Consider the following 13995-nt stretch of genomic DNA (forward strand, 5'->3'; position numbering starts at 1 on the left):
CGTCTCGCGCTCATTGTTGGTGATTTGCTCACTTGGTGTGCCGGGCGCGTTCCGAGGCCGGTATGACCAGGTGGGAGGATGGGCGAGTGACCACCGAGAACCTGATTCTGATCATCGTCGCCGTCGTGGTGGTGCTGGCGATCGCCGTGGTCGCCGGCGTCGTGCTGAACCGCCGGCGGCGGATCAGCCTGAGCGAACGGGATGAGACCGCGGGCCAGGCCGAGTCCGTCAAGGGCGGCGGGTACCGCGCCGACAGCGGGATCAGCCTGTCCAGCGGCGGCACCACAACGGCGGCCCCGCCGGAGCATCCGGCGGGCGAGCGCACCGAGGTGGAGGGCCAGCCCGGGGTCGGCGACGACGCGGCGGTGCCCCGCGACACCGAGCGGCGCGGCATCGTGGACGTGCCCCTGCCGGACGGCGGCACGGTGACCGAGGAGCCGCCGGTCAAGGAGCCGCCGGTCGAAGCGCCGGCCGAGGTTCCGGAGCAGGAGCGCGCCGAGCCGGTGCCGGAGCCGGCGCCCGCGGTGCCGGAGGAGATCGAGGAGATCGAGCCGACCTCGGGCCGGCTGGAGCGGCTGCGCGGCCGGCTCTCCCGCTCCCGGTCGACGTTCGGCCAGGGCCTGCTGGGCCTGCTCGGCGCCGGTGACCTGGACGAGGACTCCTGGGAGGAGATCGAGGACACCCTCCTGCTGGCCGACCTGGGCGCGGCGACCACCACGGAGATCACCGAGCGGCTGCGCACCGAGATCGCCACGCGCGGCATCCGCACGCCGGACGAGGCGCGCGCGCTGCTGCGCGAGGTGCTGGTGGACGCCCTCGGCCCGGACATGGAGCGCGCGGTGCGCGCGCTGCCGCACGGCAACCCGGCCGACGGCGGCAAGCCGGCCGTGGTGCTGGTCGTCGGCGTCAACGGCACCGGCAAGACCACGACCACCGGCAAGCTGGCGCGGGTGCTCGTCGCGGACGGCCGGACGGTCCTGCTCGGCGCGGCCGACACCTTCCGCGCCGCGGCCGTCGAGCAGCTCGCCACCTGGGGCAGCCGGGTGGGCGCCGAGGTGGTGCGCGGCAAGGAAGGCGCCGACCCGGCGAGCGTGGCGTTCGAGGCGGTCAGCCGCGGCAGCGACACGGCCGTGGACGCGGTGCTGGTCGACACGGCCGGCCGCCTGCACACCAAGACGGGCCTGATGGACGAGCTGGGCAAGGTCAAGCGCGTCGTGGAGAAGAAGGCCCAGGTCGACGAGGTCCTGCTGGTGCTGGACGCGACGACGGGCCAGAACGGCCTGACGCAGGCGCGGGTGTTCTCCGACGTCGTGGACGTGACGGGCATCGTGCTCACCAAGCTCGACGGCACGGCCAAGGGCGGCATCGTCTTCCAGGTCCAGCGGGAACTGGGTGTCCCGGTGAAGCTGGTGGGCCTCGGCGAAGGCCCGGACGACCTGGCCCCCTTCGAGCCGGGAGCCTTCGTGGACGCCCTCCTCGGCTGAGAAGCCCGACAACAGCCCCCCGCGCTCCAGGCGCGGGGGGCTGTTCGTTTCTCGCGCCTTCTGATCCCCGGGCAGGTGTTCTGCTCGCGTGAGCATTGACGCAACTGGTTGGTTGCCATATTGTCGCAACCAACGAGTTGCGATAAGGGTCTGCCGGAGGACGCCATGGGATTTCCCGATCGGATCGAACGGACCACGGATCTGGCCCATCCGCCGAGCAAGGTGTGGGCGGCGCTGACCACGCCCGAAGGGCTCAGCGGATGGTTCGGCAACGACGCCGCCATCGACCTGCGCCCGGGCGGGGCCGCGCGGATGAGCTGGCCCGAGGGCCCGGTCGCCGACATTCGCATCGAGCGGGTCGAGGAGCCCAGCGTTCTCGGTTTCACCTGGCGAGTCGACGGCATGCCCGAGGACGATCCGCGGCGGACGTACGTGGAATTCACGCTCGAACCGACGCTGCAAGGCACGCGGTTGACCGTGGTGGAGACCGGCTTCGCGCAGCTGCCGGAAGGCAACTACCGCACCGGGTACGACTCTCACACCGAGGGGTGGGCGCGCGAGCTGGGTGAACTGGTCGGCTACCTCGACGCCGCCTAGGTCATGCCGCCCGACAACGAAGCGATCGCCGAGCAGGTCTTCGTCGCGCTCGCCGACCCGACCCGGCGCGGGATCCTCGCCGAACTGGCCTCGGGTGGCCCGGCCACCGCCACGGACCTGGCCGTCCGCCTGCCGATCACCCGGCAGGCGATCGCCAAGCACCTGGTGCTGCTCGCCGAAGCGGGCCTGGTGACGGCGGAGCCCGGTGAGCGACGGCGAGTGCGTTACCGGCTCCGCTCCGAACCGATGCGCGTGGCACAGCAGTTCCTGGCCGCGCTGGCCCGCGACTGGGACGGCCCGCTCGACGCGCTGAAGAAACACCTCGACCAGTGAGTCAGCACCCCGAAAGCACTGGAACGGAAAACCGGAAAAAACGGAGGGCGGCACGATGAACGAGTTGACGAACACGGCGCTACCGAAGGTGGTCGACCGTGCCACCTGGCAGGTCGAACTGGATGAGCTGCGGATACGGGAGAAGGCCCACACCCGCGAAGGTGACGCGATCGCCGCGGCCCGCCGCCGGCTGCCGATGGTGGAGGTGGACGCCACGATCCGGCTGATCGGCCCGGACAGCCCGGTCAGCCTGCTGGAGGCGTTCGAGGGCCGCCGGCAGCTGATCGCGTACTTCCACATGTGGCACGACGACCATCCCGCGGCCGAACAGTGCTCGGGTTGCGCGTTCTACAACGGGCAGGTCCGCGAGCGCTCCTACCTGCACACCTGCGACGTGACCTACGCCACCTTCAGCTACGGCCCGTACGAGCAAAGCGTGCGCTACCGCGACTTCATGGGCTGGGACATGCCGTGGTACTCGGTGCGGGACAGCGCCGAGGCACTGCTGGCCGGTCGTCGGGTCGGGATGTTCTACCTGGTGTGCTATCTGCGCGAGGGCGATCGGGTATTCGAGACCTACTGGACCACCGGCCGCGGCGTCGAGGCGCTCGACAACAACTACGCGCTGCTGGACCGCACCGTTTACGGCCGGCAGGAGCCCTGGGAGGACTCGCCCGCCGACTGGCCGCAGCACTAGGAGCAGGGCGCTCCGACGACCTCGGCGGGGGGAGCTGAGCACTCCGAGTGGATCGGCTGCACCAGACGGGGCCAGGCGATGTTTCCGGTCCGGCTGATCGACCAGAGCCGCATGACGGCAAATCTGGCCGATCGGCCGGACCTTTTGATCATGAAAATTTGTCTGACGACTGATGTCTGGCCTATGGTTCACCCGGAGGTGTTGGCATGCGGGTGGTGGGGCACCGGTCCTCGGTGGACGAGGTCATCGCCGCGCTCAACGAGCAGCTCTCCGCCGGGGCCTGGGCTCCCGGTGAGCGGATCCCGACCGAGCTGGAGCTGGTCGCCGAGCTGGGGGTCAGCCGGACCGTCGTCCGGGAGGCCGTGCGGGCGCTCGTGCACCTCGGCCGGCTGGAATCCCGGCAGGGCGCCGGGACGTTCGTCGTGTCCACCGCCGATCCGGCGCCGATGCTGCGGCAGTTGCGGCTCGCCGGGGTCCGGGACGTCTTCGAGGTGCAGCTCGCCTACGACGTGCAGGCCGCCCGGTTGGCCGCGATGCGTCGCGACGACACCGACATCCAGCGGCTGCGCGAGCTGCTCGACCTCCGCGACCGCGCGGCCTCGCCCGAGACCTTCGCCGCCGCCGACGTCGACTTCCACGTCGCGGTCGTGGCGGCGGCGCGCAACCCGGTGCTCTCGGAGATGTACCGCTACCTCAGCGAACGTCTCCAGGAGAGCCTGGAAACGCTCCGCGCGGATGCCGCGCTGTCCGAAGGCGGGCCGGTCACCCACCGGGCGCTGCTGGAGGCCATCGTCGACGGTGACCCGGAGGCCGCCGCGGCGGCCGCGCACGCCGTGATCAAGCCGAGCCTGACGTCCCTCGGGGGCGTTCTCGACGAGAGGGGAAACGCGCAGTGAGCACCCGAGCCCAGCAGGCACCGGCGTCCCCGGTGGGCACCGCCGTGGCCGCCACCCTGGTGCTGGTCGTGCTGGTGGCGCTGGCGCTGCGGCCGCCGTTCACCGCCGTCGCGCCGCTGCTGGAGCAGATCCAGCAGGACCTGGGCGTGTCGAACACCTTCGGCGGCGTGCTGACGACGCTGCCCGTGGTGTGCCTGGGGGTGTTCGCGTTCGTCGCGCCGAAGCTCCGGCAGCGCTTCGGCGACGAGAAGGTGCTGGTCGGCTGCCTGATCGTGCTGCTGATCGGCAACTCGCTGCGTGCGCTGGGGTCGATCTGGACGCTGCTGGCCGGCACCGTCGTGGTCGGCGCCGGGATCGCGGTTGCGAACGTGGCGCTGCCGGGCCTGATCAAGCGGGACTTCCCGCACAAGGTGCCGGTGATCACGGCGGTCTACACGATGTGCCTGACGCTGGGCGGCGCGATCGCGGCGAGCGTGGTCGTGCCGCTGGGCGCCGCGCTGTCGTCCGCCTGGCGCGCCCCGCTCGGGCTCCTCGCGGTTCCCGTCCTGCTGGCCCTGGTGATCAGCCTCTTCGCGCTGCGGCGCAGCTCCGGCGCGCCGCCGCAGCCGTCCAGCGGCGGCCGGTTGTGGCGGAACCCACTGGCCTGGCAGGTCACCGTCTTCATGGGCGTGCAGTCCGCGATGGCCTACGTCACGTTCGGCTGGCTGCCGACGATGCTGCAGAGCCGGGGCATGAGCGCCGGGCTCGCCGGCCTGGCGCTGGGCATCCAGGCCGCGGTGCAGGCCGTGGGCTCGATGAGCGTGCCCGTGCTGTGCCACCGGCTGCGCGACCAGCGCCTGATCGCCGTGGTGCTGGCGGTGCTGCTCATGCTCGGCTTCACCGGGATCCTCGTCGGCCCGTCCGCCGGGTTGTGGCCGGCGGTGGTCGTGCTCGGCCTGGCGCAGGGCGCGGCGTTCGGCTTGGCGCTGACGCTGTTCGGGCTGCGCTCGCCGGACAGCGACACCACGACGGCGCTGTCCGGGATGGCGCAGGGCGGCGGGTACCTCATCGCCGCGGCCGGCCCGCTGCTGATCGGGCTGCTGCACGACGTGACCGGCGGCTGGATCGCGCCGCTGGTGCTGCTGCTGGGTTGCTCGACGATCTGGCTCTGCACGGGCCTGCTGGCCGGGCGGCCCGTCCAGGTGCCTTCGGTGATCGACGGCGAAACGCGGCGGTGACCTCACAACACCGCTGTAACCGTCGGTGAGCCGGATTTCACGGCCGCGTAACAGCGGAACGGGCCGCCGGAAACAGGCATTCCTCAGGATGCGGGCCAACTCGGTCGCATCGGGAGGCAATGTGAATTCAGGCGACACCGCATGGGTGCTCATGAGCGCGGCGTTGGTCCTGCTCATGACCCCGGGTCTGGCGTTCTTCTACGGCGGCATGGTGCGCTCCCGCGGCGTGCTCAACATGTTGATGATGAGCCTCGGCAGCATCGGCGTGGTGGGCGTGCTGTGGGTGCTCATCGGCTACTCCACCGCGTTCGGCTCCGACATCGGCGGGGTCGGCCTGCTCGGCAACCCGGCCGAGTTCTTCGGGCTGAGCTCGCTGCTGGCCGGGGACCAGGTCTCCGGCAGCGTCCCGACGCTGGCGTTCGTCGGCTTCCAGGCGATGTTCGCGATCATCACCGTGGCGCTGATCTCCGGCGCGATCGCCGACCGGGCCCGCTTCGGCCCGTGGCTGCTGTTCGCCGGGTTGTGGGCCGTGGTGGTGTACTTCCCGGTCGCGCACTGGGTGTTCGCCTTCGACACCGAGGACGACGCGGGCAACGTGACCGCCGTCGGCGGCTGGATCGCCAACCGGCTGGCCGCGATCGACTTCGCCGGCGGCACCGCGGTGCACATCAACGCGGGCGCCGCCGCGCTGGCCCTGGTGCTGGTGCTCGGCAAGCGCAAGGGCTGGCCGAAGGATCCGGGCAAGCCGCACAACCTGCCGTTCGTGGTGCTCGGTGCGGGCCTGCTGTGGTTCGGCTGGTTCGGGTTCAACGCCGGTTCGGCGCTGGCGGCCAACACCACCGCCGCGGTCGCGCTGGTGAACACCCTGGTGGCGACCAGCGCCGCGATGCTCGGCTGGTTGCTCGTCGAGCGCATCCGCGACGGCCACGCGACCACGCTCGGCGCCGCGTCCGGCATCGTCGCGGGCCTCGTGGCGATCACCCCGGCCTGCTCCTCGGTGACGCCGCTGGGCGCGATCGCGGTCGGCGCGATCACCGGCGCGGTGTGCGCGCTCGCGGTGAGCCTGAAGTACCGGTTCGGCTACGACGACTCGCTGGACGTCGTCGGCGTGCACCTGGTCGGCGGCCTGCTGGGCACGCTGCTGATCGGCCTGTTCGCCTCGTCGGCCGCCCCGGCCGGGGTGGACGGCCTGTTCTACGGCGGCGGGCTCGACCAGTTGTGGCGGCAGGCGGTCGGCGCGGTCGCGGTGCTCGCCTACTCCTTCGTGCTCAGCCTGGTGCTGGCGCTGCTGGTCAAGGCGGTCGTAGGGTTCCGGCTGAGCGCCGAGGACGAGGCCGTGGGCATCGACGAGACCGAGCACGCCGAGACCGCGTACCACTTCGGCGACGACCGCTCCGCGCGACGCCGGTCCGCGGCGCCTGCCGACGAGGTCGAACGCAAGCTGGAGGGCAGCCGCGCATGAAGTTGGTGACCGCGATCGTCCAACCGTCCAAGTTGGACGATCTGAAGGAGGCGCTCGGTCGGCTCGGGGTGCTGGGCATGACCGTCAGCGAGGCGCAGGGCTACGGGCGCCAGAAGGGCCACACGGAGGTCTACCGGGGCGCCGAGTACGCCGTGGACTTCATCGAGAAGCTGCGCGTCGAGGTCCTCGTCGACGACTCCGATGTGGACAAGGCCGTGGACGGGATCGTGACCGCCGCGCGCACCGGCCGGGTCGGCGACGGCAAGGTCTGGGTCACCTCGGTGGAAACCGTGGTCCGGGTGCGCACCGGGGAGACCGGGGTCGAGGCGATCTGACCCCGTTTCCCGACCGAGCCGGAGGGCGCCGCCGATCGAACGATCGGCGGCGCCCTCCGCGTTCCGCGGCTCCTGGCTCGTGAGCGTTTTGGAGTGCCATGGCGATCCAAAACGCTCACGATTACCCGCGTGCGATCGGTGTGCCTGAGTGGATTTCGCCGGACTGCTCGGTGGCGAGTGCGTAACACTACGCAGCCGTACTCAGGGGGCTTCACGGTCTCGCCGGGCCCGCTCGGACGGCAGACTCCTAAGTGCGACGCGGTGACAAGGGGGAACCGGAGGGGGCCCCGCCCGTACTGGGGGTCGGGCGGGAAACACCGGGCTTCGCGTTCGCGACGGGGGAGCCGCGTGGGTGGCCGGGGGGACACGGTCGCCCACGCGGATCGGGTGCGGTATCTCGTGGCGCCCCAGGGGGATGGTGGGGAAGGCGGTTCGTTCGGGGGGAGCGAGCCGCCTTCCGCTTTCGTGTTCGGTGGCGTTGCGCACTCGGCCCGTCCGCCAAGATCGATCGCGCGTAACCTGGACGCCGTCGTGGACATATCGGACGTACTCCCCTCGGCCACCAGCCCGCCGCCGACGGTGCGCATCGGGCGGCGTTCGCTCGTCGTCCTGGCCGGCCTGCCGGGCGCGGGCAAGAGCACGGTGCTCGGAAAGCTCCGCGGTGGCGCGGACATCTCGACGCTGGACTCCGACCAGGTTCGCACCGTCCTGCGCGAGGTCCTGCCGAGCCGCCTGCCCTACCGCTACTACCGCCCGCTGGTGCACCTGGTGCACCGCAGCCGCATCGCCTGGCGGTGCGCGCGCACGTCCGGGCCGGTCGTCGCGCACGAGCCCGCGACCCGCGCCACCACCCGCGCGTTGCTGCTGACCTTCGCTTGGCTCACCGGACGGCAGCGGGTGCTGGTGTGGCTGCACGTGGACCCGCGCGAGGCGCTGGCCGGGCAGCGGGCGCGCGGCCGGCTGATCCGGGCCGGATCGTTCCTCCGGCACGTGCACCGGGCCGACCGGATGCACCAGCAGCTGCGCGACGGCGCGACCCCGCGGGGCTGGCACCGGGTGCACCTGTTCACCCGGAACCAGGTCGCCGATGGCCTCCGGCTGGACGTCGCAGCGTGACTTGCGTCCCGTTGTGCCGGGCCACCGCCCCGCTCCCCGATGGCGATCGCTAGGCTGGATGTTCGGCGCAGCGGCAGGATGCCGCGGCGCCAGGCTGAGAATGATCGAGCTGCGGGTGACTGGCAACAGGGTGTGCGTCCAGCTGAGCGCGCGGTTCGAAATGCGCAAGCGGCGCCCCGCGGCGATCTAGGGCTCACGAGCCGACGCCTCGCCGATCACCCCGGACCCCGGGCGGGTAGTTGCAGGGCCGTTTCCGCAGACCATCAGCCCCCTGCCGAGTCCACCGAGGAGATCCGCTTCCAGCATGCCGACATTCGACGAACTTGACCTCGACCCGCGCGTCCGCCAGACCCTCACCGAGATCGGCTACGAGACCCCGTCGCCGATCCAGGAGAAGACCATCCCGCTGCTGCTGGAGGGTCGCGACGTGCTGGGCCTGGCCCAGACCGGCACCGGCAAGACCGCCGCGTTCGCCCTGCCGATCCTGTCCCGCCTCGACCTCGACGCCACCGGCCCGCAGGCCCTGGTGCTCGCGCCCACCCGCGAGCTGGCGATCCAGGTCTCCGAGGCGTTCCAGCGCTACGCCGCGCACATCCCCGGCTTCCACGTGCTGCCGATCTACGGCGGCACCAGCTACGGCCCGCAGCTCGCCGGCCTGCGCCGCGGTGCGCACGTCGTCGTCGGCACCCCCGGCCGGTTGATCGACCACCTGGAGAAGGGCTCGCTCGACCTGACCGGGCTCAAGAACCTGGTGCTCGACGAGGCCGACGAGATGCTGCGGATGGGCTTCATCGAGGACGTGGAGAAGATCCTGCAGTCCGTGCCGGCCAGCCGGCAGGTGGCGCTGTTCTCCGCGACCATGCCCGGCGCGATCCGCAAGATCAGCCAGAACTACCTCAACGAGCCGGTCGAGATCTCGGTCAAGACCAAGACCAGCACCGCGACCAACATCAACCAGCGGCACGTCCCGGTGCGCGCGGCGAGCAAGCTGGACGCGCTGACCCGGATCCTCGAGGTCGAGTCGTTCGACGCGATGATCGTGTTCGTCCGCACCAAGCAGCTGACCGAGGAGCTCGCCGAGAAGCTGCAGGCCCGCGGCTTCAGCGCGGCGGCGATCAACGGCGACATCGCGCAGGCGCAGCGCGAGCGCACCATCGGCCACCTCCGGGACGGCAAGATCGACATCCTGGTGGCCACCGACGTCGCCGCCCGCGGCCTCGACGTCGAGCGCATCTCGCACGTGCTCAACTACGACATCCCGCACGACACCGAGTCCTACGTGCACCGCGTCGGCCGCACCGGCCGGGCCGGGCGCAGCGGGGAGGCGATCCTGTTCGTCTCGCCGCGCGAGCGGCACCTGCTGCGGTCGATCGAGCGGGCCACCCGCCAGCAGATCCAGCAGATGGAGCTGCCCAGCATCGACGCGGTCAACGACCGCCGGCTGGCCAAGTTCGCGCAGAGCATCAGCGACACCCTCGCCAAGGGCGGCCTGGAGGTCTTCCAGGAGCTGGTGGCGGAGTACGAGCGGACCCACGACGTGCCGGCCGTGGAGATCGCCGCCGCGCTGGCCGCCATGGCCCAGGGCGACCGGCCGCTGCTGCTGGACCCGGAGCCCGTCGAGCCGCCGGCCCGCCGCGACGGCTCGTCGTTCCACCCGGCCAACTCGGACACCGAGACCTACCGGGTCGAGGTCGGCCGCCGCAACCGGGTCACCCCGCGGGCCCTGGTCGGGGCGCTGGCCAACGAGGGCGGCCTGCCCAGCAAGCACATCGGGCACATCGACATCCGCAACGAGCACACCCTGATCGAACTGCCCGCCGACCTGCCGGACGAGCTGCTCAGCAAGCTGCGCAACACCCAGGTGGCCGGGCGGGGACTGCGGATCAGCCGCGCCGACGGCGAGTTCATCAACCGCCGCCCGCGCCGCCCCGGCCGGGACGGTGCCCGGGACCGCGACCGCGACAAGCCGCGCCCGCACCGCAAGGGCCAGCGTTCGCCGCAGCCCCGCGCGACCGGCAAGCGCCGCGAGGACTACTCGCACAGCTGAGCGGAAGGGGGGCCGGTTTCCCGGGAAACCGGCCCCCCACCGGGTGACGGCGCCGCCGGGTTCGCGGCCCTCGATCACGCTGGGGTTCCCGCACCTGGCGGCAGGTCACCCGGTGGCCGCGCCATTTCTCGTGAAATTGCGCTTCCTAGCCCACGCCGGGCCGGTGACCCGGCCGGTTACCCTCGCATAGGTACCCAGGTACATCCCTCGACTCTGGAGCCCGTGAACCCGTGTTCGACACTCTCTCCGACCGGCTCACCTCGGTCCTGACGAACCTGCGCGGCAAGGGGCGGCTGTCCGACGCGGACATCGACGCCACCGCGCGGGAGATCCGCATCGCCCTGCTCGAAGCCGACGTGGCGCTCCCCGTGGTGCGCAGCTTCATCAAGGGAGTCAAGGAGCGCGCCAAGGGTGCCGAGGTCTCGCAGGCGCTGAACCCGGCCCAGCAGGTCATCAAGATCGTCAACGAGGAGCTCGTCACCGTCCTCGGCGGTGAGACCCGGCGGCTGGAGTTCGCGAAGACGCCGCCGACCGTGATCATGCTGGCCGGTCTGCAGGGTTCCGGTAAGACGACGCTGGCGGGCAAGCTCGCCAAGTGGCTCGCCGGGCAGGGCCACACGCCGCTGCTGGTGGCCTGCGACCTGCAGCGCCCGAACGCGGTGAACCAGCTGCAGGTGGTCGGGGAGCGCGCCGGGGTGCCGGTGTACGCGCCGGAGCCCGGCAACGGCGTCGGTGACCCGGTCGAGGTGTCCCGCCGCAGCATCGACGAGGCCCGCCGGGCGCAGCACGACATCGTCATCGTCGACACCGCCGGCCGGCTGGGCATCGACGAAGAGATGATGAAGCAGGCCGCCGACATCCGGGACGCGATCACCCCGGACGAGACCCTGTTCGTGCTGGACGCGATGATCGGTCAGGACGCGGTGAACACCGCGCAGGCCTTCCGCGACGGCGTCGGGTTCTCCGGCGTGGTGCTGACCAAGCTCGACGGCGACGCCCGCGGTGGTGCCGCGCTGTCGGTCCGCGAGGTCACCGGCCAGCCGATCATGTTCGCCTCCAGCGGCGAGAAGCTGGAGGACTTCGACGTCTTCCACCCGGACCGGATGGCCAACCGGATCCTGGGCATGGGCGACCTGCTCACCCTCATCGAGCAGGCCGAGCAGGCCTTCGACCAGGAGCAGGCAGAGCAGGCCGCGGCGAAGCTCGGCACCGGCCAGCTGACCCTGGAGGACTTCCTGGAGCAGATGCAGGCGGTCCGCCGGATGGGCCCGCTGCAGAACCTGCTGGGCATGCTGCCGGGCGCGGGCCAGATGAAGGAGCAGCTGGCCAACTTCGACGAGAAGAGCCTGGACCGCATCCAGGCGATCATCCGCGGCATGACGCCCGCCGAGCGGGCCGACCCGAAGATCATCAACGCGTCCCGCCGTCAGCGCATCGCGCGCGGTTCCGGCGTGGCCATCAGCGAGATCAACGACCTGGTCAACCGGTTCTTCGAAGCCCGCAAGATGATGCAGCAGATGGCGGGCGGCTTCGGCTTCGGCGGTGGCGGGGGCAGCAAGAACCGCAAGGGCAAGAAGGGGAAGAAGGGCAAGAAGGGGCGCGGCCCGACGCAGCCCAAGGGCATGCGCGGCCTGCCCGGTGGTTTCCCCGGCCTCCCGCCGGGCGGCATGGGCATGCCGGGCGCGGGCCCGGACCTGTCCAAGCTGGAGGGCGGCATGAACGACCTGCCCGCCGGTTTCGACCCGTCGAAGCTGAACTTCGGCAAGAAGAAGTGACCGCCCTGCACCTGCGCGCCGTCGTGCTCCCCGACGGCGCGCAGCGGGAGCTGTGGGTGCAGGACGGCCGGATCAGCCTGGACCCGGTGCCCGGCGCCGAGACCGTGTTCGACGGCGGCTTCGTGCTGCCCGGCATGGTCGACGCGCACTGCCACGTCGGCATCGGCCCCCAAGGGCCGGTGGAGCTCGACGAGGCCGTGGCGCAGGCGGAGGCCGACCGCGACGCCGGAACGCTGCTGATCCGCGACTGCGGCGCGCCGGTCGACACCCGGCCGCTGCAGGAACGCGAGGACCTGCCCAGGATCATCCGAGCCGGGAAGCACCTGGCCCGCCCCAAGCGCTACATCCCGTACCTGGCCGATCAGCTGGAGCACGAGGAGCAGCTGCCCGCGGCGGTCGCCGAGCAGGTCGCGTACGGCGACGGGTGGATCAAGCTCGTCGGCGACTGGATCGACCGGTCGGTGGGCGACCTCGCGCCGCTGTGGAGCGACGAGGTGCTGGCCGAGGCGATCTCGACGGCGCACCGGCTGGGCGCGCGGGTCACCGCGCACGTGTTCGGCGAGGACGCGCTGCCCGGCCTGATCAACGCCGGGATCGACTGCATCGAGCACGGCACCGGGCTCACCGACGACACGATCGAGCTGATGGCCCGCAACGGCACGGCGCTCGTCCCGACGCTGATCAACATCGAGAACTTCCCCTCGTTCGCGTCGGCCGCGACCAAGTACCCGGCCTACGCGGCGCACATGACCGACCTCTACGAGCGGGCCGACCGGACGGTCGCGAAGGCGATCGAGGCGGGCATCCCGGTGTACGCGGGAACCGACGCCGGCGGCGGCATCGCGCATGGCCTGCTGGCCGACGAGGTGCGCGCGCTGCACCGGGTCGGGATGTCCACCGAGCAGGCGCTCGGCGCGGCGTCGTGGGCCGCGCGCGAGTGGCTGGGCTGGTCCGGGCTGCAGCACGGTGCCGCGGCCGACCTGGTCTGCTACGACGCGGACCCGCGCAAGGACCTGTCGGTCCTGGACCACCCGACGCGGATCGTGCTGCGCGGCAACGTCGTCGGCGGCTGATTCCGGACCGCGCTCCCGATGTGATCTTCCTCGCGCGAAGCCGCAGGTCGTGGCGCCGGAGACGGCGTGGGCTCCTGGTGGATGCTTAGGGTGAGCCCGGCAGAGGGGAGCGCAGCGTGGGGGAACAGCCCGAGCGGGAGCCGCGGGAGTTCCCGAAGCACCCCGGGGAACCGATGCGCCCGGTGGAGGACACCACCGACGCCGACCTGCACCCCCGCTTCTGGGAGGCGCAGCTGGAGGCGGCGCGCCGCGGCTCGCTGGCGTGGGGGTTCGCGGCGTTCTTCATCGGCTACGGCGGCTACTACCTGACCGTGCTGATCCTCAACGCCGCCAGGCCGTCCCGGGCCGGCGGGTTCGATCCGACGACGCCGCCCAACACCGGCCCGCTGCTGTTGCTGGCCTTCGCCCCGAACATCCTGCTCGGCCTGGTGCCCGCGGTGTTCTCCTGGTGGCGCGGCAGGGGACTGCGCTCGGATTTCGGCATCCTGCCGAAGCGCCGCGACTTCAAGGTGGGCCTGGCCTGCGGGGGCATCGCGCTGTTCGGCTCCTGGGCGCTGACGCTGGTGATCATCGCCATCTCCGGCCCGCCCCCGGAAACCGACCTGGCGCGGCTGATGCAGGGCGAGCGGACCGTCTGGCTGTTCCTGTTCGCGCTGTTCGCCTTCCTCGGCGCGCCGCTGACCGAGGAACTGCTGATGCGCGGCGCGCTCTGGGGCGCTCTGGAGCACTACCGCATCCCGCGGTACGCGATCCTGGTGCTGACCGCCTTGATCTTCGCCCTGATTCACCAGGAGGTGTGGCGCACGCCGGTGTTGTTCTTCGGCGGCCTCGCGATCGGCGCGGCGCGGATGATCACCGGCCGGGTGGCTGCGAGCATGATCGCGCACGCGACGAACAACTTCCTGCCCGCACTGCTGCTGTTCGCCATCGCCGGATGAATATCGCTGCCGTTCGCCGTGCCGC

At 71.5% G+C, this 13995-nt stretch carries 13 protein-coding genes; all 13 read left to right on the forward strand.

All coding sequences use genetic code 11. The features are described 5' to 3' along the window. Positions 1-62 precede the first annotated feature (62 nt). The 13 genes from ftsY to ACWEV3_RS26865 all read left to right on the forward strand — a co-directional run bounded on the left by ftsY (position 63) and on the right by ACWEV3_RS26865 (position 13970). Positions 63-1484 carry a signal recognition particle-docking protein FtsY gene (ftsY, locus tag ACWEV3_RS26805; RefSeq protein ID WP_452616543.1) on the forward strand — a complete coding sequence of 474 codons (1422 nt, stop codon included), beginning with the start codon at positions 63-65 and terminating at the stop codon, positions 1482-1484. Between the two features lie 165 nt (positions 1485-1649). Next, entirely contained in the window at positions 1650-2081 is a 432-nt protein-coding gene (locus tag ACWEV3_RS26810; protein ID WP_452616544.1) for an SRPBCC domain-containing protein, read from the forward strand. A gap of 3 nt (positions 2082-2084) precedes the next feature. Then, positions 2085-2414 (forward strand): ArsR/SmtB family transcription factor, encoded by a 330-nt coding sequence (locus ACWEV3_RS26815; protein ID WP_358306723.1) that lies wholly within the window; start codon positions 2085-2087, stop codon positions 2412-2414. A gap of 55 nt (positions 2415-2469) precedes the next feature. After that, positions 2470-3111, forward strand: coding sequence for a DUF899 family protein (locus ACWEV3_RS26820; RefSeq protein ID WP_452616545.1), 642 nt, complete (start codon positions 2470-2472; stop codon positions 3109-3111). A 206-nt stretch (positions 3112-3317) separates the two neighbouring features. Beyond that, positions 3318-4007: a FadR/GntR family transcriptional regulator gene (locus ACWEV3_RS26825; RefSeq protein ID WP_452616546.1), complete on the forward strand. Its 690-nt coding sequence runs from the start codon at positions 3318-3320 to the stop codon at positions 4005-4007. Then, a complete protein-coding gene (locus tag ACWEV3_RS26830) occupies positions 4004-5224 on the forward strand; it encodes a CynX/NimT family MFS transporter (RefSeq protein WP_452616547.1) in 1221 nt (406 codons plus the stop codon). Before ACWEV3_RS26825 ends, ACWEV3_RS26830 begins: the two co-directional genes overlap by 4 nt. Before the next feature lie 121 nt (positions 5225-5345). After that, on the forward strand, positions 5346-6686 hold the full coding sequence (locus tag ACWEV3_RS26835; protein ID WP_452616548.1) for an ammonium transporter: 1341 nt from the start codon (positions 5346-5348) through the stop codon (positions 6684-6686). Continuing rightward, positions 6683-7021 (forward strand): P-II family nitrogen regulator, encoded by a 339-nt coding sequence (locus ACWEV3_RS26840; RefSeq protein WP_132484864.1) that lies wholly within the window; start codon positions 6683-6685, stop codon positions 7019-7021. The genes ACWEV3_RS26835 and ACWEV3_RS26840 overlap by 4 nt, the downstream gene beginning before the upstream one ends. Before the next feature lie 531 nt (positions 7022-7552). After that, on the forward strand, positions 7553-8137 hold the full coding sequence (locus ACWEV3_RS26845; protein WP_452616549.1) for an AAA family ATPase: 585 nt from the start codon (positions 7553-7555) through the stop codon (positions 8135-8137). A gap of 304 nt (positions 8138-8441) precedes the next feature. Beyond that, a complete protein-coding gene (locus tag ACWEV3_RS26850; protein WP_452616550.1) occupies positions 8442-10184 on the forward strand; it encodes a DEAD/DEAH box helicase in 1743 nt (580 codons plus the stop codon). A gap of 230 nt (positions 10185-10414) precedes the next feature. Further along, positions 10415-11959 (forward strand): signal recognition particle protein, encoded by a 1545-nt coding sequence (ffh, locus tag ACWEV3_RS26855; protein ID WP_452616551.1) that lies wholly within the window; start codon positions 10415-10417, stop codon positions 11957-11959. Beyond that, on the forward strand, positions 11956-13032 hold the full coding sequence (locus ACWEV3_RS26860) for an amidohydrolase family protein (RefSeq protein WP_452616552.1): 1077 nt from the start codon (positions 11956-11958) through the stop codon (positions 13030-13032). Before ffh ends, ACWEV3_RS26860 begins: the two co-directional genes overlap by 4 nt. Positions 13033-13148: 116 nt before the next feature. Continuing rightward, the gene (locus ACWEV3_RS26865) at positions 13149-13970 is read left to right on the forward strand and encodes a CPBP family intramembrane glutamic endopeptidase (RefSeq protein ID WP_452616553.1); all 822 of its coding nucleotides are present in this window, start codon (positions 13149-13151) and stop codon (positions 13968-13970) included. The last annotated feature ends 25 nt before the right edge of the window (positions 13971-13995 follow it).

This window comes from Saccharopolyspora sp. NPDC003752 (assembly GCF_053605825.1).